Source organism: Acinetobacter sp. D009 (assembly GCF_038562025.1).
In the GTDB taxonomy this organism is placed as follows: domain Bacteria; phylum Pseudomonadota; class Gammaproteobacteria; order Pseudomonadales; family Moraxellaceae; genus Acinetobacter; species Acinetobacter pittii.
The window spans coordinates 1,318,033-1,336,940 of record NZ_CP151886.1 but is presented as its reverse complement, the minus strand read 5'-3'; the positions used below and the strand labels follow the sequence as shown (position 1 = coordinate 1,336,940).

At 39.5% G+C, this 18,908-nt stretch carries 20 protein-coding genes; 4 read left to right on the top strand and 16 right to left on the bottom strand.

Translation table 11 applies throughout. The annotated features are described in order from the left end of the window. Position 1: 1 nt before the first annotated feature. The 6 genes from AAC388_RS06235 to AAC388_RS06210 all read right to left on the bottom strand — a co-directional run bounded on the left by AAC388_RS06235 (position 2) and on the right by AAC388_RS06210 (position 5,970). Positions 2 to 658: a DsbA family oxidoreductase gene (locus tag AAC388_RS06235; RefSeq protein ID WP_320562228.1), complete on the bottom strand. Its 657-nt coding sequence runs from the start codon at positions 656 to 658 to the stop codon at positions 2 to 4. After that, positions 655 to 2,004, bottom strand: a complete 1,350-nt coding sequence (locus AAC388_RS06230; RefSeq protein ID WP_320562227.1) for an MFS transporter — start codon at positions 2,002 to 2,004, stop codon at positions 655 to 657. Before AAC388_RS06230 ends, AAC388_RS06235 begins: the two co-directional genes overlap by 4 nt. Positions 2,005 to 2,121: 117 nt before the next feature. Continuing rightward, positions 2,122 to 3,174 carry a 3-keto-5-aminohexanoate cleavage protein gene (locus tag AAC388_RS06225; RefSeq protein WP_320562226.1) on the bottom strand — a complete coding sequence of 351 codons (1,053 nt, stop codon included), beginning with the start codon at positions 3,172 to 3,174 and terminating at the stop codon, positions 2,122 to 2,124. Between the two features lie 60 nt (positions 3,175 to 3,234). After that, positions 3,235 to 4,083: a TauD/TfdA family dioxygenase gene (locus AAC388_RS06220; RefSeq protein ID WP_320562225.1), complete on the bottom strand. Its 849-nt coding sequence runs from the start codon at positions 4,081 to 4,083 to the stop codon at positions 3,235 to 3,237. A gap of 11 nt (positions 4,084 to 4,094) precedes the next feature. Continuing rightward, positions 4,095 to 5,081, bottom strand: a complete 987-nt coding sequence (locus AAC388_RS06215) for a quinone oxidoreductase (RefSeq protein WP_039247267.1) — start codon at positions 5,079 to 5,081, stop codon at positions 4,095 to 4,097. A 136-nt stretch (positions 5,082 to 5,217) separates the two neighbouring features. Continuing rightward, positions 5,218 to 5,970 (bottom strand): aspartate/glutamate racemase family protein, encoded by a 753-nt coding sequence (locus AAC388_RS06210; protein WP_342371340.1) that lies wholly within the window; start codon positions 5,968 to 5,970, stop codon positions 5,218 to 5,220. 280 nt (positions 5,971 to 6,250) lie between these two features. Here AAC388_RS06210 and AAC388_RS06205 point away from each other — a divergent pair, with 280 nt between their 5' ends. Genes AAC388_RS06205 through AAC388_RS06195 form a run of 3 tightly spaced genes read left to right on the top strand, consistent with a single transcriptional unit; the run spans position 6,251 to position 7,997 of the window. Beyond that, positions 6,251 to 6,823 (top strand): nuclear transport factor 2 family protein, encoded by a 573-nt coding sequence (locus AAC388_RS06205; protein ID WP_005068428.1) that lies wholly within the window; start codon positions 6,251 to 6,253, stop codon positions 6,821 to 6,823. Continuing rightward, positions 6,790 to 7,284: a chalcone isomerase family protein gene (locus AAC388_RS06200; protein ID WP_032063210.1), complete on the top strand. Its 495-nt coding sequence runs from the start codon at positions 6,790 to 6,792 to the stop codon at positions 7,282 to 7,284. The genes AAC388_RS06205 and AAC388_RS06200 overlap by 34 nt, the downstream gene beginning before the upstream one ends. A gap of 17 nt (positions 7,285 to 7,301) precedes the next feature. Continuing rightward, positions 7,302 to 7,997 (top strand): response regulator transcription factor, encoded by a 696-nt coding sequence (locus AAC388_RS06195; protein WP_000526530.1) that lies wholly within the window; start codon positions 7,302 to 7,304, stop codon positions 7,995 to 7,997. On the opposite strand, the gene AAC388_RS06190 is transcribed toward AAC388_RS06195, so the two are convergent. From AAC388_RS06190 to AAC388_RS06145, 10 genes are all read right to left on the bottom strand, one after another. Continuing rightward, a complete protein-coding gene (locus AAC388_RS06190) occupies positions 7,994 to 9,322 on the bottom strand; it encodes a HAMP domain-containing sensor histidine kinase (RefSeq protein ID WP_342371339.1) in 1,329 nt (442 codons plus the stop codon). The two genes, AAC388_RS06195 and AAC388_RS06190, sit on opposite strands and share 4 nt — an antisense overlap. Before the next feature lie 32 nt (positions 9,323 to 9,354). After that, on the bottom strand, positions 9,355 to 10,401 hold the full coding sequence (locus tag AAC388_RS06185; protein ID WP_161282387.1) for a cyclopropane-fatty-acyl-phospholipid synthase family protein: 1,047 nt from the start codon (positions 10,399 to 10,401) through the stop codon (positions 9,355 to 9,357). 8 nt (positions 10,402 to 10,409) lie between these two features. Beyond that, positions 10,410 to 11,189, bottom strand: coding sequence for a DUF1295 domain-containing protein (locus tag AAC388_RS06180; protein ID WP_342371338.1), 780 nt, complete (start codon positions 11,187 to 11,189; stop codon positions 10,410 to 10,412). 29 nt (positions 11,190 to 11,218) lie between these two features. Beyond that, positions 11,219 to 12,418: a cyclopropane-fatty-acyl-phospholipid synthase family protein gene (locus AAC388_RS06175; protein ID WP_213384939.1), complete on the bottom strand. Its 1,200-nt coding sequence runs from the start codon at positions 12,416 to 12,418 to the stop codon at positions 11,219 to 11,221. Further along, the gene (locus AAC388_RS06170; RefSeq protein WP_342371337.1) at positions 12,415 to 13,206 is read right to left on the bottom strand and encodes a DUF1365 domain-containing protein; all 792 of its coding nucleotides are present in this window, start codon (positions 13,204 to 13,206) and stop codon (positions 12,415 to 12,417) included. Before AAC388_RS06170 ends, AAC388_RS06175 begins: the two co-directional genes overlap by 4 nt. Before the next feature lie 21 nt (positions 13,207 to 13,227). Next, entirely contained in the window at positions 13,228 to 14,490 is a 1,263-nt protein-coding gene (locus AAC388_RS06165) for an FAD-dependent oxidoreductase (protein WP_342371336.1), read from the bottom strand. Then, positions 14,487 to 15,458 carry an acyl-CoA desaturase gene (locus AAC388_RS06160; RefSeq protein WP_174723542.1) on the bottom strand — a complete coding sequence of 324 codons (972 nt, stop codon included), beginning with the start codon at positions 15,456 to 15,458 and terminating at the stop codon, positions 14,487 to 14,489. The genes AAC388_RS06165 and AAC388_RS06160 overlap by 4 nt, the downstream gene beginning before the upstream one ends. Positions 15,459 to 15,577: 119 nt before the next feature. Then, positions 15,578 to 16,141 carry a lipocalin family protein gene (locus tag AAC388_RS06155; RefSeq protein WP_342371335.1) on the bottom strand — a complete coding sequence of 188 codons (564 nt, stop codon included), beginning with the start codon at positions 16,139 to 16,141 and terminating at the stop codon, positions 15,578 to 15,580. 96 nt (positions 16,142 to 16,237) lie between these two features. Beyond that, a complete protein-coding gene (locus AAC388_RS06150) occupies positions 16,238 to 17,641 on the bottom strand; it encodes a heavy metal sensor histidine kinase (protein ID WP_342371334.1) in 1,404 nt (467 codons plus the stop codon). Next, positions 17,638 to 18,309, bottom strand: coding sequence for a heavy metal response regulator transcription factor (locus tag AAC388_RS06145; protein ID WP_046811589.1), 672 nt, complete (start codon positions 18,307 to 18,309; stop codon positions 17,638 to 17,640). Before AAC388_RS06145 ends, AAC388_RS06150 begins: the two co-directional genes overlap by 4 nt. Before the next feature lie 125 nt (positions 18,310 to 18,434). On the opposite strand from AAC388_RS06145, the gene AAC388_RS06140 reads away from it, so the two are divergent. Further along, positions 18,435 to 18,902 (top strand): heme-binding protein, encoded by a 468-nt coding sequence (locus tag AAC388_RS06140; RefSeq protein ID WP_262727924.1) that lies wholly within the window; start codon positions 18,435 to 18,437, stop codon positions 18,900 to 18,902. Positions 18,903 to 18,908 lie beyond the last annotated feature (6 nt).

The following is an 18,908-nucleotide window of genomic DNA, read 5'->3' as shown; positions in this document are numbered from 1 at the left end:
GTCATATCAACTCTCCTTGTGCCAGCATTGCCTCTTGCATCGCTTGATAAAGTACATCTGCTGATTGCGCGCCCACTAAGGCAGAAGCCCGATTAAAAATAAAATAAGGCACGCCATTACCTCCTGTACTTGCAGAGATAAAATCTTGATGATCTTGAATAAGTAAATCTTTGATAAGCTCAGGTAAGAAGCCACAACGTTTCGCGATTTTGTATAAAGTGGTGGTATTTCCGATGTCTAGCCCATCATAAAAATATGCAGCAAAGAGTTGTTCTAACAACGCATTGCACTGCTCAGGAGTACCTATCTTTAAAGCTTTATCAAATAAGCGATGAGCTTTGGCCGTATTTGGCATCCGTTTAATCTGTTCAAAATCGATCTTAAGCCCAACTTTATTTGCAGCCTTATTGACCTGTTCTTGTCTCATACGAACTGCTGTTAAGCTACCTAACCGTTTCAAATAAAACGTTTGAAAAGGTACCCCTTCAATTGCCAAGTCGGGTATAAGCTGAACACCTCGCCAGTGCACGACAACTTTGACTTTGGGGTGAAGCTGATAAAATCTATTTATAGCGATCAGTAACTGACGCTTTCCGATCAAACACCAAGGACAAATAAAGTCAAAAAATACATCAATATGTAATTGCCGAATCATCATTTGTTATTCATCCCGCATTTTTGTATTTGGTTACCTGAATGATTTTTAAGCTCAGTTATTCCTTGCTGCTCAAAGCGTGCGATATCTTTGTGATAATGGCGTTTGGCATAAAAAAATACGGCTGCTGCTGCAATACTGACCAATGGCATAAGTTGAAATGCGCTGTGTAAACCAATCACATCAGATACTTTGCCAACGACTAAAGGACCAAGCGCTAAACCAAGAAAATTGTTAGCTAAGGTGAGTGTTGCAAATGCAGAACCATGAACTGAGTTATGTGTAAGATTGGCCACCATGGCACTAGATGGCCCATTGGTTCCTAGGGCAATAAACATTCCGAGGCAGATGAGAAGTAACTGGTTATGTCCCGCAGGCACAGCAAAAGCAATGAATAAAAGAACACAACCGAGCAAGCAGTATGTAATCGCTAAACTGACCTTACGATCTGGACAGTTACGGCCCAAATAATCACACAACATGCCGCATAGAATTGTGCCTACTGCACTACATAGCAAAATGACCGCTGCCATCACACCTGCCTTGTCGGTACTCATGCCGTAATAGCGATTGAGATAACTCGGCATCCAGACAATCACTGTGCCACCAACAAATAATTGCAGACCACTACCAATGTAAGTGGCAATGACTGAACGACTTGAATATAAAGTTTTTAAAGGGCTTTTTATGTGCTGGGTTTTACTACGAATTTTATTTTGAGGTGCTGCGTTTATTCTGTTTTCTTTCACTAAAATTGGATATAGAAAAGCCAAAATAAGACCAAATAAAGCAATTCCTCCAAATGCCCAACGCCAACCAAAATGCTGTGCGAGTACACCACCTAAAGCCACCCCCAAAAACGAGCCAAATACGCCACCCGCCATAAAAGCACTGGCGAGTGTTGCACGCATTTCTCGTGGAAAAACAGCTACCACCACCGCGATTCCCACGCTGCCATAAGCAGCTTCACCCACACCAACCATAAAACGAGCAATAAACATTTGCTCATAATTTTCAGCCAGTGCGCATCCTAGAGTCGCCAAACTCCATAAAGCCGCCATAATTGCCAAGCTTTTCACTCGCCCAAAACGGTCTGCCATTAAAGACAACGGCAGAGTCAATAAACCCACCATTAAAGCAACAATGCCACTGAGCAAACCTAGCTGACTGTCACTGAGTAACCACTCATTTTTAAGTAAAGGAAAGACTGCGTTTAAGACTTGTCTGGACATGTAATCTGAAATGAGCAAACCAAATGTCAAAGCAAAAACAAGCCATGCATAACGACGAGGTATACTGATTGACGTATCAACATCGCTCATCTGATCTGAATACTGATGTGCATTCATACGACCTCCTTGTATTTTTTATAATTTCTATTTAGCTAGTGCAGCAACGCACTTTTAAAAACAACGCGAATAAGCTGCACTACAATTGAGGTCTAAATTCCGTTAGACCTTGTCACATTAGTTACGCTGCGGTACACCCTTTTGCCCTACTTTACGATTGGGTGCCATACCATTTGCGATTAGGGTTTCTTCAATACTGTTGTATTGCACCCCAATACGATAAATTTCACGGGCTTCTTTTCCTGAGGCAATTTCACGGCCTAATTCATGGGCAATCCGAACAGTTTGCTTAATTTGCTCTACAGATGAAAAACGGCGTCCGTGATGATCAATGATAGTGTCTTCATTACCCACGCGGGCATGTAAACCCATTGCCATCGACATGGTGTTAAAAGGCAATACATTTTTGAGTAGAGATTCTGATGTCAAAGTACATCCATCAGGTACGCGATGAATAAAATTAAAGAAATTAAATGGGTTTGGACCATCAAAACCGCCACCGATTCCAATCCAAGTTAAGTTTAAAGGCCCCATGTACAATCCTTTACGCACCATACGTTCTAGCGTCTCAAGACCATGCATACCGGTTAACTGAAAGTGCGGTTGAATATTGTTTTTGCATAAGCGTTTGATGTGTTCAGTCACCCATGCAGGCCCTGCTGGCACAGTCATCTCTGCATATGCTGCTTGAGTCGCTGGATGTGCCAATGAAGTCCCTTCTAAATACTCAGGATAGAGCAATTCCATAATATTCATTTGTGTGGTGTTAATTGCTACCGTAACTTGATCGGGCTTTGGTGTAAGTTCAGCCAACATATGTCGGGTGTCATCACTTAGCCATAATGCAGCCTCACCTTCACTCTCTGGTGCAAATGAGATCGAGCCACCCACCTGAATAATCATGTCAGGCACAGCTTCACGAACCCCTGCAATAAGCTCATTAAATTTTGACAAGCGTTTAGAGCCTTTGCCATCAAGCTCACGGACATGTAAATGCAGCACCGTCGCGCCCGCTTCATAGCACTCAACCGCTTTTTGTATTTGCTCATCCATGGTCACTGGAATATCTTCAGGAAAGTCTTCCGGCATCCATTCGGGGCCATACGGCGCAACCGTGATTACCACTTTTTCCATATTTTCTGGCTGCAATGAGTCGTCAAAGAATTGCATGTGCATCTCCTCATATATTTTTTAGAATTTTCAAATAGATAAAGTTATTAACCTATAGATTTAATAGGTTGCGTCACCAATAATGCCGGCCCGCTCCATTTTTCGGTGGCAAGGTGGATAATCCATGACTGCATAATGTTGTGTACTGCGGTTATCCCAGATAGCAATGCTGTTAGGCTTCCAACGCCAACGCACTTGAAACTCTGGAATATAAGCTTGAGAAATTAAGTAACGTAGTAGTTCAGCTGCGCCCGGATTGGCATCTTGTCCAAATCTGACGCGCTCTTTGGTGTGATAGTTACTAAAGTGGGTTGTGAACGCGTTGACGTATAAAATTTTCTCGCCTGTTTCAGGATGAGTACGTACTACTGGGTGCTCAGCATCGGGAAACTTTGCTTTTAAGTCCAAGCGTTTTTCAAGTGGCATAGCCGCACCAAAACTCGCTTCTATGCTGTGATAAGCACGTAAGTCTGCAATCTTATCCTTAATATCATTAGGTAATGACTCATAGGCCATCACCATATTGGTCCACATGGTATCGCCACCTACAGGTGGGCATTCAACACAATGCAACACGCATCCCATCGGTGGAACCTTGCGCCAGCTTGCATCACTGTGCCAAGCATTTTCATAACGATCGACGGGACTTTCAGGATGTTTATAAATCTGCACCAAACCCGGATGATCAGGATGGCTGCCTACCGCAGGATGATCTTCTAACTGTCCAAATTTTTCTGCAAATGCGACATGATCATGACGGGTTAAATGCTGATCTCGTAAAAACAACACACGATGTTTAAGTAGTTGTGTACGAATTTCAGCAAATAATCCATCATCATAAATCGCATCAGCAAGTTTGACGCCACTGAGCTCTGCACCAATATTGCAAGTTAACTGTTCAATTTGCATAAGAAATCCCTTCAAATTACAAAGATTGATGAACCTATTGTTTTACGTGCTTCCAAATCACGATGAGCTTGCACGGCATCCTTTAGCTCATAGCGCTGATTAATTTCAATTTTGATTCGCCCATGTCGAACATGATCAAATAATTCATTTGCCAGTTCTTTCTTTTCGGCAGGATCTGCAATGTAATCTGCCAAAGCTGGACGTGTGACAAACAATGAACCTTTCACGGCAAGTAATACCGGATCAAAAGCAGGAATTGGACCAGACGCTGTTCCTACGCAGACCAACAAACCACGGCGTTTGAGAGAATCTAATGAACTCATAAAAGTGGCTTGGCCGACACTATCGAAAACGACATTTACACCAACGCCGCCTGTTAACTCACGTACGCGTTCGGCAACATTTTCATGGCTATAGTTAATGACATGATCACAACCGTGAGCTCGCGCTACCGCAGCTTTTTCTTCAGAAGATGTAGTACCAATAACAGTCAAGCCAAGTAATTTGGCCCATTGAGAAACGATCAGCCCAACACCACCAGCGGCTGCATGTAATAAAATTGAGTCGCCCGCTTTAAAGTCATAAATACGGCGCATCAGATAAGCAGCGGTCAGCCCTCTCATGGTCATGGCTGCCGCTGTTTCACAAGAAATTTCTTCGGGTAATTTAATTAAAGCATTTGCTGGAATTAGACGATGGGTGCTATATGCACCTAAGGTATTTAAAAAACCTGTATAAGTAACTCGATCACCGACTTTAAGCTGAGTGACTCCTTCGCCTAAAGCTTCAACGACACCTGAAGCTTCGACGCCCATGCCATTAGGCATTGGAATTTGATAGGTTCCATTACGAAAATATGTATCGGCATAATTTAAACCGACTGCCACATGACGTAGGCGTACTTCTCCAGCTTTTGGATCTCCTACTTCTACATCCTCATAGCGCATTACTTCTGGCGTTCCTGTTCCATAGAAACGTATAGCTTTCGTCAACGTCATGTCCTATTCCATATTTTGGTTTTTTATTGAGTGCCTATAAAAGCAATAACCAAAATTACAACAGTTAGGATATGGGCCACTTTACATTTGACGACACAAGCTTAACGTTTAATGACAAAGGATATTCCAAATATTGCTAAACAGTATTCCCAGCAATTGCAGCAGATATATTTAAATTGGTGCTATGAGACTTTTTATTTTCATTTAAGCTAAAACTGACTGCCTCTTTTGCATGAATGGTCGTAGTATCAAATAAAGGAACCGAGAATTTAAGCTCACCAATCAACATACAAATTTCAGTACAACCCAAGATAACGCCTTGTGTGCCTTCAGCTATAAGTCTTTCTACAATAGCAATATACTTTTGCTGAGAATCGGGGTTAATCACGCCTAAACAAAGTTCTTCATAAATAATGCGATGAACTGTCTTTCGGTCGGCTTCATTTGGAATAACAACATCAATTCCATAATGCTGCAATCGAGCTTTATAAAAATCTTGCTCCATTGTAAAAGCTGTTCCTAACAGTGCAACTTTACCAATATTTTGACTCAAAATTTCTTTTGCCGTTGCATCAGCAATGTGTAAGAAAGGAATGGTAATTGAATCTTCAATCTGCTCAGCAACTTTATGCATGGTGTTAGTGCACACCAAAATACAATCTGCCCCTGCTTTTTCTAAATTTTGTGCTTGCTCAGCTAAATATGCGCCAGCTTCTTGCCATAAACCCTTCGCTTGCAAGGCTGCTATTTCTTCAAAATCAACACTATTAATAATGACCTTAGCTGAGTGCAATTTTCCTAATTTACAATGAACCATTTTATTGATTTGCTGATAATAAAGCGCTGTCGATTCCCAACTCATTCCACCTAATAAGCCGATTGTTTTCATTATTGAACCGTTCTATTTATGCAGAACTTATCTATATCTCTTATGGGTAAAGCGCAGCTAGAATAAAATTGCTTTCTTAAATTTTTTCTTGCTTATCTTATTTATTAATCTTAAACGCTGTGAAGTCGATAGAAATTTTTAAGTTGATTAAACCTAGTTTATTAAATTTCCAAAACAGAAAACGCTCTCCATTAAACCCAAATCATAAAATATAAGAATTCACGCAAAATTCACGACCAGCTCTTTAATTTGATCTTATAAAGTTGGCTTGGATATCGACATGAAAATTATAACTACAGCCCTAGGGTTGATTATTTTGGTAGGTTTAACGGCGTGTAAAAGTGTGCCTAGTTACTCAGGTGACTATGGCAAAGCTGAACAAAAAATTACTGGTATAGAATTAGATGACCAACAGGCGCTAGATGTCGGCAATCGTTTTGTCGCTGCATTTAATACGCTCGGCACTCCTTCTTTTGTAAATAATGCTAGCAATCTTTACGCTGATCAGCTCTATATCAACGATACACTCTCGCAGTTCTCTCAAAAGAAAGATCTGATTAAGCATTTTGAAGGCATGAATGCCCGAGTGAATAATGTCACGGTAAAACTCATTAGTGTAACTCATCACCAAGATACAGCCTACATTCATTGGTACATGACCTATGACTTTAAAATGTTAGGTCGCTCAAAAACCATGGCTTCTTATGGAATTAGTCAAATTAAGATTAATGAGCAACAAAAAATTATTTTCCAGCAAGATTATTGGGATCCGGCAAATGGCCTTTACCGTTCTTTACCAATATTTGGAGGAGTATATAAATGGATATTGCCGTTCAAAAAAGTCGAATCTTGATATTTCTGGGAATCTTAATCGTATCTCAAGCGAATGCGGCTGAACTAAAAAAATGCAGTTCAGCTCCTTTAATGGTGACGAGCAAGAAAGTGGGAAATGTCAGTTACTTTGCTGAAGATTGCCTAAAAAATTGGCAGAACCAAAGCATCAAAATGGACTTTAGCTATAACCGCGATATTCCCGAGTGGGCATTTAAACGCGCAGCCACCCACTTTTTGAAGAAAAATGTTAGCGGCTTTGATGCTAAATCTCCGCTTAATCATATTAATGAACTATATAGGCCAATTAAGAGTGGAGATCTTTATAGTCTCTATTATCAACATGAAAATCAAAAACTAGAACTGAAATTAAACCAGAAGCTACTCGGTTCTTTGAACAATCCGAATGCAAATCAATATTTTAAAATCTGGTTTGGTAGTGAACCGTTTAATGCTAAATTAAAACAACAATTATTAAATTAATGGCTTAATAAAATCTCATGGGTAATCACTTTATCCTCATGGTTGAGGACCATTTTGAACTTGCAGCAACAGTCTGTGAATTTCTTGAAGTGCATGGTTATGTTGTCGATCATGCACGTAATTTAGATGCTGCACGAACTTTTCTCAAATCTCAGCATTATCATCTTTTGTTGCTCGATATAAATTTGCCTGATGGCTCAGGTTATGACCTATGTAACTGGCTACGTACCGAACAAGGCGTTGATATTCCCGTTCTTATGCTCACAGCAAGAGATACTTTAGATGACAAACTTAAAGGTTTTACTGCTGGCACAGATGATTATTTGGTAAAACCTTTTGATTTTAATGAATTAGTGATGCGGATTCGTGCATTAATAAAAAGAGCAGCTGGTGAAGTCACCCATCATAAAATTCAGATTCACGACTTAATTCTTGATAGCGCAACTCAAACCGTGGTTCGTGCCGGAAATAATATCGAGTTACCCCCTATTCAATTTAAACTATTAAAAATTTTGATGCGCCAGTCTCCAAAAGTGGTAACCAAGCAAGAACTGATGATGGAATTATGGGGTGATGAAGAGCCTGAAAGTGATGCGTTACGCAGTCACATTTATAACTTAAGAAAAATGGTTGATAAACCTTTCGACCCTAAACTATTACATACAGTGGCAGGTGTCGGTTTAAAAATTGCTTTGGAAGATTCCGCGACTTAACTTAAATACACCACAACAATTAAGCCTGTAGTTGGCTCCAAATCGAGTTCAGGATGAGTGGTTAAATAGTACTGCCGATCAAACAACTCAACTCGCCATCCTAATTGCTTGCAAAGCTTTTGTACCAATTGTAAACCAATGCCATGACCTTTAGCCTTTAAGGAAAGTTGTGTGTCGCTGAGCTCTTGCACCTTTACATCGTTAGGTAAAGAAATTCCAATTCCATTATCTGCAATAATCAGGCTGTTTTTTTGTTGAATGATGTCGATTTGTGAACCTTGAGAATAATTAAGCGCATTACGTAAAATATTACCTAAAACCATTTGAGTCATAGAAGGATATAACCAGCGTGGCTGTTCAGCTGAGTCTGGATGAATACTAATATGTATTCCTTTACTCACACTCATCACTTCTAAACTTTCAACTAAATCCTTTACTGTTTTGGATAATAAATTTTTCTCAGATGGCAAGCTCTGTACCGTATTACGTGCAATCGCAAGTAAGGTATCAACGAGCAACTGCATATCTTCAATTGTATTGTGAAGACGAACTAAGGATTTATCGTCTCCATATTTCGCCTGACACAGTTGCACATTACCTTTCAAAATGGTGAGTGGAGTGCGTAACTCATGACTCACATCTCCAGTAAATTCTCTTTCGCGTCGAATAAAATCACTTAAAACCTGATGATATTTTTCTAAAGCTTGTTTGAGATATTCGGCTTCCATATTGCCATTGGTATTAATATCTCTAAAAGGAGATGCCTGAGTGTCTTGATGTGCCCAATCAATATTTTCTAAAGCATTTGCTAAACGGGTAATTGGGGAAAAATAGCGTCTTGCTCTTCGATTTGACCACCACAAAAAGCTATATAAAACAGATAAACTGAACATGAGTGGAGCAAGTCCAAATAACCAGATCAGCTTATTGACATTGCTTTCGCCAAATACCAATAGAACATGTTGATCATTACGCTCACCATAGACCGTCATTCGTTCTTTACCATCAACGAATACTCGGTGCACGCCACTTTCTAAATGCATGCCCCGAAAAGGTTGAGGCGCGACCTGTGTATTCCACCGATATCCATATAAATTTTTGGTATCTGGTAAGTCTGCATTTGGGTTACGTTCTATACGTAACCAGTAATGCTCCATTTCCTGTTCTAAAGCGGTTTTAAGTAAAGAACCCTTAATCACCCAAGCACTACAAGCCAACCCGACCACGATCGATAATGCAATCAGACCAATTTGCAACCAGTAATATCGATTGAACATTTGGGCTAATGGATGACTCGCTTTGCCATCATGTCGAGTTTTTATCATATCTTTATCGCCGGGATAGGCTATAGAAATTACTATGATCGCTTTTTAAATAAAAAGTGACCAATGACCCATTCTTGACCTTGCTCAAAACCAAATAACTCAGCACAAGCCATGAAGAAAATACGCCAGCGTTGCCACCAAATATTGGCATCTTTTCCATAGATTTTTTTAAACAGGGGCTTTAGTTCGACTTCTTGATTATCCATATTATCAAGCCAAGCATTTGCCGTTCTCATATAGTGCTCACCCGACCACTGCCACTGTTGAGCCAACTCTAAATGCTCTTGAAAATGCAAAAAAGTCGAAGTCGAAGGCATTATACCGCCAGTAAAAAAATACTTGGACATCCAATCATAATCTGATTTTACTTCAAAAGGATAATGTAAAAAGCGATGGCAAAAAATATGGCACCAAAGTAAGCCGTCTGCCTTTAACCAGCCCTGAATTTTTTCAAAAAGACGTTGGTAATTACGGACGTGTTCAAACATTTCAACCGATACAACACGATCAAACGTGTCTTGGTCTAAGTCGAGTACATTCACATCACAGGTAAGCACTTCAACGTTGGTTAAACCCCTTAACTCTGCTTGCCGAAGAATATGCTTTTTCTGCGTTGCAGAATTTGAAACAGCCGTAATCTGTGAGCGTGGATAGTTTTCTGCCATCCACAAAGTTAAAGAACCCCAGCCACAGCCTAACTCTAAAATCTGTTGACCGTTTTTAAGTTGTGCTCTTTCACAATAAAGCTGAAGAGCCAACTCTTCTGCCTCATCTAAAGTTGTCGTTTTAGTCGGGAAATAGCACGCACTATATTTAAGTCTTTTTCCAAGCACCGCCTGAAAAAACTCGGTCGGCAATTCATAGTGTTGCTCGTTTGCCTTATCCGTTTCAACCGCGATTTCACTCCGTTTTAGCATATTAAGCACATCCATGTATCGCTGCGCCCCTTGTTCAGGGTCATAACGGCCTTCTTGGATTAAGCGCTTTTTACTTAAAGCACGAATTGCAGCTCGAATTGCATGATCTGGAATCACACCACTTTCAACAATTTTTAAAGACTGATGAACAATAAAATCCATATGCGCACCTATTTTTTGGGTTTTCGCGGAATAAACATTGATGTTTTTTGTTGATAATCAAGATAATTTTGACCGCGACTTTTAATTGCTTGTTTTTCACTAAATGGAATACCCGTGACGTAATATAAAAATAGCCACATCAGTAACGGATAAATCCACAATACATATTGGCCTGCCGCTAAACCAATAATTGGGTAGGCAAACCAATGTAACCATTCAAAAAAATAATTGGGGTGACGTGAATAACGCCATAAACCCTGATCCATCGTTTTGCCATGATGATCTGGATTTAATTTAAATCGGTATAATTGCTGATCAGCGAGTTGTTCTCCAATGAAAGCAATTGCCATGATGACAGCTGCAATTACTAAAGTGACTTTATATCCACTATTCCATTCAGTTGCCTCTACATTGAGTAGCGTCCACATCGGCAAAAAGAACAAAAGCACTAAAAGTGTTTGAAAGATAAAAAATAATAAAAAGCCAATATGCTGAAACTTACCCATCGCTTTACGCATGCTCGCGTAACGGCCATCTTCTTTTTGTTCAGATTGATAACGTCTTAACAGATGCCAAAATAATCTTAAAAACCATAAGCCGCTAAAAATACCGATAAAAAGACGCACTTCAACTGGGGCAACTGAAATGAGTAAAGAAGACACAATAATGTTTACTGCCAGACAGAAACTCCATGCAGCATCTACTATTCCAGCTCGGCCATTTAGAGTGGCAAGTAGCCAGCTCAGCAACATGATCATTAAATCTAGAATCAGTAAATTCCAAAACATGAGCAGTCTCCTTACTTGAGCTGTTTGATTTAGTAACTGGTACTTTCAAACAACAAGTGAACATTGCTTATCACGCCTTCTTTAAAACCGCCTTCGCAATAACATAAATAGAAATCCCACATCCGAATGAAGTTTTCATCGAAACCTAGAGCCAATACTTGTTCCCGCGCTGCTAAAAAACGCGCTCGCCAGTGATGAAGTGTTTGCGCATAACTTAAACCAATATCATTTAAATGCTTTAACCTTAAACCACTTTCAGAAGCAGTTTGAGTTAATACACTTATGCTAGGAATAAAGCTACCCGGGAAAATATAGCGCTTAATATAATCAACTGTATTTAATGCTTTTTTATACCGGAAATCTTCAATAGTAATGGCTTGAATAAATGCCAAACCTTTTGGTTTTAATAGTGCTTTACATTGATCAAAGTATGTCGATAAATATTGCGCACCAACCGCCTCAACCATTTCAATTGAAACCAGCTTATCGAACTTACCTTCGAGCAAACGGTAGTCTTTAAGTTGCACATCAATTCGATGTGCCAAGCCAGCTTCATTTACACGAGTAACCGCTTCATCATATTGAGCTTGTGAAATGGTAATGGTGGTTACTCTACAGCCATAATGTTGAGCTGCATAAATTGCAAAACCACCCCACCCACTTCCAATTTCAACCAAATGATCTAGTGGTTTTAAATCTAACTTTTTACAAATGATCTCTTTTTTTAAATCAGATGCTTGTTCGAGGGTCATGTTTTCATTTTCAAAAACGGCGCTCGAATACATTAAAGACGGATCTAAAAATAATTTAAAAAAGTCGTTGCTTAAGTCGTAGTGCTCGGCAATATTTTTACGGCTACCACTTATAGAATTCTTTCGATTTTGATACCAAGCTTTAAGAAAAAACTGGCTCGCTTGAGCAATAACATTCTGGTTGATTTGGTCTAATACAGCTCGGTTACGTGCCAAGATCTGAATCAACTCGACAAGGTGCTCGCTGCTCCAGTCACCACGAATGTAGCCCTCTGCTGCTCCCAAAACACCATTTTTTAAAATGAGATCCATCAATAAAGGATTGTGAACTTCAATCACAGCATGTAAGTCTGAAACTTCACCGGCCGTCCCATTCCACGCGCCCTGAAAAGTGATCTGTCCATGACGTAATTTGAGAAGACTCTTGAGCAATAACGGTAGTGAGTCATCTTCACCATAAAGAAATGTTTTTATCATGTCTTATCTACCTTGATCTTTTTAGGATGACGATAAAATGGAACTTTTTTTCGCCACAACTTAAATGCCTCTAAATATATTGAAAACAACATTTTAAAAGGCGCTAGGCTGTTTATAAGAGCATATCGATATTGCTGTGAAGGAAATGTGATGGGCACAAGCTCAAAGCGCATAGTGGCATCAAAGACTTGTTTTTGCTCTTCAAAAAGCTGCATGTGAATGACATTCTGCTGATCTGAAAAACTAAATCGCCAACGGTAAGTCAACTGCATGGGCATGAACGGCGAAACATGAAATGATTTTTCAAAGTTAAAATCAAAACTCTGATAATCACCCACCTGACTTTGTTGTTTTATACAGTCATGTGTATAGACTTTTCGTTCATTCCATGGGGTGTTGGTAATTTCACTGACAATAAATACGGGTTTTCCGGTTTTATTTAAAACAAAATAAAATACGACCGAATTAAACCGAAAGCCCAAACAACGAGGCAAAGCCAAGACTCGGATTTGCCAGTCTGGTCGAAGATGTGAGTTGTTATTTTGCAGTATCGCTTTCTCGACTCGATCCTTTATAGAACCGCGATACATATTTAAAAAATCTTTTTCAGATAGTGTTAGTACATTCCAATGATCGGTCGACCAAAGTGAGCAATCTTTTGTAATATCATCTAATTGGTCTGGATCGAACCATAAATAATTTAAGGTCGATGTAAACTCATGCGGTTTCGGGCTATAGCGTCTGTGACGAATAAGTGCAGGAGCGATAGCAAGTTTATTTAATAACATGTGAAAGCTCCTTACCTATTTTTATAACGCTAAGAGTTGCTCTACAACACGTGCTGCACTGCGGGCACCATCTTCATGAAAGCCCCAGCCCCAATATGCTCCACAAAACGAAGTCCGATTTTGCCCATTAATTTCGTGCCAACGAGATTGAGCTTGAATCGCTTTTGCATCAAATACGGGATGTCGGTATTGCCGCTCAACCAAAATGTCTTCGGCTTTGATTTTCATATTCGGATTTAAAGTAGAAAAAATTTGTGTAGCGCAGGATAAATTCTGCAAATTGTTCATCCAGTAGGTAAAACCATAATGTATGTCGGACTCATCATTTTGAACTTGAGAAGTTGGTGTTACATGTACATGCCAGCTTGCCCACTGCAAACGGCTTTTAGGCATAATTGAAAGATCACGATGGACGACCATTCGATTATCTTGATAACCAAATTGGCTTAATATTTCTTGTTCAAGCTCCGACGCATCTTTAATTAAACTTAGGCTATCGTCAGCATGGCTCGCAAAAATCACCCAGTCATATTGCTCTTGCCCTTCAACGGTTTCGATTAGAACTGTTTCTAGTGAACGGCTCACAGCTTTTACTTCTGCAAATTTCCACTCAATGGATCGGCAATTCTTTTGAATAGCACGAATATAGCTTGCTGAACCGTGTTTAACCGTTTGCCATTGCGGCCGCTCTTTTAACTGCAACATGCGGTGATGCTGAAAAAAGCTCACGACAAATCGATATGGAATTTGGCCTACCTGCTCAACGGGTGCCGACCATAAGGCACCGCACATCGGATAAAGATGTTCATAACGAAACTCATGACTATATTTGTGAAGGTCCAAATACTCTTCAATCGATAAATTAGGATCGATATCCGCCACATCTATATCTTTATTGTCATCATAAAAACGCAGCAAATCTGAGAGCATTTGCAGAAATTTTCGGTTTAAAAAGTTCTGCGGACGGGCAAAGAGCGACCATTTTTTTGAAGGGTTATATTGAAGTCCACTGACCAGATTATTCACCGAAAAACTCATATCGCTGCTTTGAGTTTCTACACCTAATTTTTTAAGCATGTCGGTAAATAACGGATAGTTATAGTCATTAAACACAATAAAGCCACTATCTACCGCGACTTTAGTGCCTTCTATCTCTAGCTCGTGAGTGTCAGTATGACCGCCAAAATAGTTATTTTTTTCATACACAGTGACTTGATGTTGTTCTGACAATCTCCAAGCTGCGTAAAGTCCAGATATACCTGAACCAATAATGGCAATTTTCATAACACTTCACCGTTTTCAATTTTTTCTATCGATAGGTTTTTAATCTTTTTATATTGATAAACCTTGTCTGGTACGGGCTTTAGTCCCCACACCAAACCAAATAAAGACATCAGTTTAAGCACATAAAAGGTGATATCAATCTGCCACCAATAAAAGCCTTGTCGCACACTGCCTGCGTAAAAGTGATGGTTGTTGTGCCATCCTTCACCCAAGGTAATTAAAGAAAGTAGAAAATTATTACGGCTATCATCTGGGGTATTAAACTCACGTGAGCCATAACGATGAGCGAGTGAATTAATACACAAGGTTGCATGTGTTAATAGAACAGTGGAAATCACAAATCCCCATACTAAAAGTTGTAAGCCATTGGTGCCCAACTCAGGAAAATGTTGTGCAAGCCACAAACCTAAACCATAAATTGCTAAGGCCGTCAAAATCACAATAGGCAAACTAAATCGATCTAGCCAAATCAGCTCAGGATATTTCAACCAGTCTTTAATGACTTTTTTTCGAGTAGCAAAATTTTGCTCATTTAAAAACCAGCCTACATGCGAATACCAGAAGCCTGCTTTCGCTGAATGCGGGTCCTGATCGGTGTCGGTAAAGTGATGGTGATAACGGTGATGGGCTGCCCACCATAAAGGTCCGCGCTGCGCACTCATGGTTCCGATCAGTACAAAAATGAATTGAACAATACGTGATGTCTGAAAAGTTTTATGCGAAAGATAGCGGTGAAAAAAAGCGGTAATTGCAAACATGCGAAGAAAATAAAAAACCAGCATGAAAACAACCGCGAACCAAGATACGCCCACCCAAAACACTGCTAAACAAGCGATATGTAATAAAATAAAAGGAATAATTCTTAACCATTGAATGTTCTTTTCAATGACATATTCGCTAGAAGTACCCACTTGCGCATTTTCTGAATCTGACCAGCTATCGATCCAGCGCAGAAAAAATTTAGACATTGATTCTTCCTGATCTAAAGCATTTCTTTTGGTTCTAATTTAGAAAATGCGCAATGAATTTTATGTGAAGTTCACTCGGTTACGAGATCAATATAAGCATCTACGCAACCAGCATTTCACTATTTAGACTGTGTTGTTTTAACGAGTTTAGAAACGTCGTAGCCATAGCTTTTTGCGGTTTGCAGATAAGACTGATATGTCGCCTCATCGAGTTGAGGGTTACGAGAAAGAATCCATAAATATTTATGGCTTGGGCCACCCACTAAAGCGACCTGATAATTTGGGTCAACTCTTAAAACCCAGTAATCGCCTTTTGTAAAAGGAATCCATCTAAGACCAGAAGGTAAAAAGCTCACCTTCAATTTACTGTTGCCTTCATTTTGCGGATAAGCAACTCCTTCAGATGAGATCATTTCGCCTTTTTTTGTCGTACAGCTATTTAAAACACCAACGGTTTTGTCCGCGTTAATAGAATAGTTTGCAGTTGTATTGGCTACACAATTACGCTGAAAAAACATCGGTAAATGCGCAATTTCATACCACTTACCTGCGTATTTATTAATATCAATAGAATCAACAGCGACAGGTTTAGTATTGGTGTCTGCAAAGGTGCTCAAAGGAAGCATTAAGCTAACCGCTGCAAGACTGCTGCTCATGACCAGTGACTTAAATAATAATTTCATGACTACCCTCTTCTGTTTATTTCATATGATCAAACATACGTCAGAGGGCTGTGAACAAAGTGTGAATTTTAGAAATTAAGCAACATTAATAAGGATTTAATTGTATTTCTTTAGAGCATCTGCAACCAGAAAATCAAGCTCAAAGCACACCCCCTCGACCGTGTTATAAACTCGATAGCGGCCATCATGTAGATCCATAATTGAAGCAACAATCGATAAGCCTAATCCACCTGTTTGATTCTGATCACTTCGACTTGAATGGCATTGGTAGAATCTTTCAAAAAGATGCTCAAGTTGATGTTCAGCAATTGAAACACCTCCCGTTACCACAGTTAGGCTGACCCATTGCCTATGTTCAATCATCTTATGTTTAGTTGCGATATAAATAGTTCGCTTGTCACCACCGTGAACCAACGCATTTAAAATCAGGTTATACACGGCTCTTTGAAATAACTCTGGGTCTGCAAATAACTTTTGAGTTTTTAAGTTAAAACTAAAATGACAGTCTTGTTCCTCGGCTTGATATTCAAAAATCTGGCATAGCCTATCCATAACATCTTGGAGATTTATTTCTTGTTTATTTACAAGCACCATTTTCTGATCGGCTCTTGCCAAGAAAAGCATGCTATCAATCATGCGTTTTAATCTCTGGTAATCGTCTAAATGAGAAACCAGTAAATCTTCATATTGTTCAACCGAACGTTCGCCAGTTAAAGCAATCTCGGTTTGCCCAATCAGATTATTTAAAGGTGTGCGGAATTCATGAGCGATATCTTCAGAAAAACGGTTAAGCTGCGTATAGCCCTTTTCAATACGCTCAAGCATGTGGTTGATATCGTTTGAAAGCAGATCAACTTCTAAAGGTGAATTTGGGAGGTTTAATCGGTTCTGTAGCTGATTTGCATTAATAGAATGAGTTTGCTTGCGAAGCTGTTGTAGCGACCGTAAACCAAAATGACACGCTAAAATGCAAAGCACAAAGATTGCAAACACGCCCCCGACCACATACATCAAAAGACTTTCTTGAAAAGGTAAAAGAATGTTGATGCGTTCCGACCACTGTTTACCTGCAATGAGCAGATAAGGTTCGTTATTAATTTTTATGGATTTCCAAGCAATGCGCGTTGGATATGAGTTGTTAGCTAAATCTTGAAATTGAAGACTGTCGCGCTGTGCAAGTTCAGGTAACTGAATATGGAGCGGATTGATATTAATTAAAGTTTTGTCTTTATGGATGAGCAGAAACAAGTTGTCTTGGTTGCCGAGCATGTTTTGATACAGCTTAGGCCGCGCAATAATTTGCTCTACATTTTCGCTATCTTGCAGCAAAATTTCCAAACGATTAATTCTGTCTGCTAAAGCTTTATCTTGCTGCTTCAATAAAATCTGGTTAATACCCAAATAGGTCATAAAGCCGACGGAACATAAAATTAAGGCAGAACAAAGCGTGACCAGTAATGTAATACGGACTTCAAGAGAACGTAGAAATTTAAAGTTCATAAGCTAACCGAAATTTTATAGCCCAAGCCACGTATGGTATGAATGAGTTTTAATTCATATCCCTCATCAATTTTGCTTCTTAAACGGCGTACTGCAACGTCAATAAAGTTAGTATCAGTGTCAAAGTTAATATTCCAAACTTCGGAACCAATTTGTCTGCGTGTCACGATTTGCTCTTTGTTGAGCAAAAGGTAACGCAACAAATTAAATTCGGTTTTGCTCAGCTCAATTAAGTTTCCGTTACGCCATATTTTATGAGCGACCACATCCATTTTTAAATCGCTAATAGATAGCTCATTTTCTTGCAGATATTGCTGTCTTCTTAACAGGCTTTTAACCCGTGCCAATAGTTCAATATAGGAAAAAGGTTTAGCCAAGTAATCATCTGCACCCAACTCTAACCCTTTCACTCTATCCATCACCTGATCTTTTGCCGTTAAGAAAATTACCGGAATTTTTGAAAACTGGCGTAGAACCTGTAATACGCTCCAGCCGTCTATGTCTGGCAACATGACATCAAGAATAAGCAAATCATATTGATCTCTCTTTAGCATTTCCAAACCTTGCAGCCCTAAGTGAACGCACTCCGCTTGATATCCAGACTCTTTTAATCCTTTAACCAAATAAATGGCGATCTTGATCTCGTCTTCAATAATAAGGATACGCATTTTGTAGAGACTCATTTGAAAGATGACAACTTTGTAATGTGATTGTCATGCTTGAAATTAAGCAATTTGTTTAAGATTTTCAAAGCGACATAGAGGCAATCATTATGAAAAAATTGAACTGGCTGATGTTAGCAGCCGTGCTATTTGGTAATAGTACTTTTGCACAGCCCCCTGCTTTGAATCAAGTTTATTCGTTAGATCTAAAAACTGCCCATCTGTTAGCCGACAGTGCAAAAGAGGCATGCAAAAAATTAAATCAAAATATTGCGGTTGTTGTTGTAGATCGCGGCGGTAATCCATTAACTGCCGAACGGCATGAGTTGGTGGGCCCGCATAACTTAATGGCTGCCGAGAAAAAAGCCTATACCGCGTTATCTACCAAAACATCGACCTTAGTTTTAAGCCAAAACAGTAACCAAAACCCCGACGCAAAAAATTTAACCACCGTAGCAAATTTACTTTTGTTAGGCGGCGGCCTACCTGTTCGTTTTGAGAACCAAGTGATCGGAGCGATTGGGGTTGCAGGTGCTGGCGGCGCACAAAATGACAATCAATGCGCAAGCAAAGCCATTGAAACCGTTTTTCATTCATAAGGAGTT

Excerpts from the sequence above, each read along its gene's own strand:
- AAC388_RS06200 (WP_032063210.1), top strand. The coding sequence starts at position 6,790 with ATGGATATTGCCGTTCAAAAAAGTCGAATCTTGATATTTCTGGGAATC.
- AAC388_RS06140 (WP_262727924.1), top strand. The coding sequence starts at position 18,435 with ATGTTAGCAGCCGTGCTATTTGGTAATAGTACTTTTGCACAGCCCCCT.
- AAC388_RS06225 (WP_320562226.1), bottom strand. The coding sequence starts at position 3,174 with ATGCAATTCTTTGACGACTCATTGCAGCCAGAAAATATGGAAAAAGTG.
- AAC388_RS06215 (WP_039247267.1), bottom strand. The coding sequence starts at position 5,081 with ATGACGTTGACGAAAGCTATACGTTTCTATGGAACAGGAACGCCAGAA.
- AAC388_RS06180 (WP_342371338.1), bottom strand. The coding sequence starts at position 11,189 with ATGTTTTGGAATTTACTGATTCTAGATTTAATGATCATGTTGCTGAGC.
- AAC388_RS06160 (WP_174723542.1), bottom strand. The coding sequence starts at position 15,458 with ATGTCTAAATTTTTTCTGCGCTGGATCGATAGCTGGTCAGATTCAGAA.
- AAC388_RS06150 (WP_342371334.1), bottom strand. The coding sequence starts at position 17,641 with ATGAACTTTAAATTTCTACGTTCTCTTGAAGTCCGTATTACATTACTG.
- AAC388_RS06210 (WP_342371340.1), bottom strand. The coding sequence starts at position 5,970 with ATGAAAACAATCGGCTTATTAGGTGGAATGAGTTGGGAATCGACAGCG.
- AAC388_RS06170 (WP_342371337.1), bottom strand. The coding sequence starts at position 13,206 with ATGTTATTAAATAAACTTGCTATCGCTCCTGCACTTATTCGTCACAGA.
- AAC388_RS06185 (WP_161282387.1), bottom strand. The coding sequence starts at position 10,401 with ATGGATTTTATTGTTCATCAGTCTTTAAAAATTGTTGAAAGTGGTGTG.
- AAC388_RS06175 (WP_213384939.1), bottom strand. The coding sequence starts at position 12,418 with ATGATAAAAACATTTCTTTATGGTGAAGATGACTCACTACCGTTATTG.
- AAC388_RS06155 (WP_342371335.1), bottom strand. The coding sequence starts at position 16,141 with ATGAAATTATTATTTAAGTCACTGGTCATGAGCAGCAGTCTTGCAGCG.
- AAC388_RS06195 (WP_000526530.1), top strand. The coding sequence starts at position 7,302 with ATGGGTAATCACTTTATCCTCATGGTTGAGGACCATTTTGAACTTGCA.
- AAC388_RS06220 (WP_320562225.1), bottom strand. The coding sequence starts at position 4,083 with ATGCAAATTGAACAGTTAACTTGCAATATTGGTGCAGAGCTCAGTGGC.
- AAC388_RS06190 (WP_342371339.1), bottom strand. The coding sequence starts at position 9,322 with ATGATAAAAACTCGACATGATGGCAAAGCGAGTCATCCATTAGCCCAA.
- AAC388_RS06205 (WP_005068428.1), top strand. The coding sequence starts at position 6,251 with ATGAAAATTATAACTACAGCCCTAGGGTTGATTATTTTGGTAGGTTTA.
- AAC388_RS06230 (WP_320562227.1), bottom strand. The coding sequence starts at position 2,004 with ATGAATGCACATCAGTATTCAGATCAGATGAGCGATGTTGATACGTCA.
- AAC388_RS06145 (WP_046811589.1), bottom strand. The coding sequence starts at position 18,309 with ATGCGTATCCTTATTATTGAAGACGAGATCAAGATCGCCATTTATTTG.
- AAC388_RS06235 (WP_320562228.1), bottom strand. The coding sequence starts at position 658 with ATGATGATTCGGCAATTACATATTGATGTATTTTTTGACTTTATTTGT.
- AAC388_RS06165 (WP_342371336.1), bottom strand. The coding sequence starts at position 14,490 with ATGAAAATTGCCATTATTGGTTCAGGTATATCTGGACTTTACGCAGCT.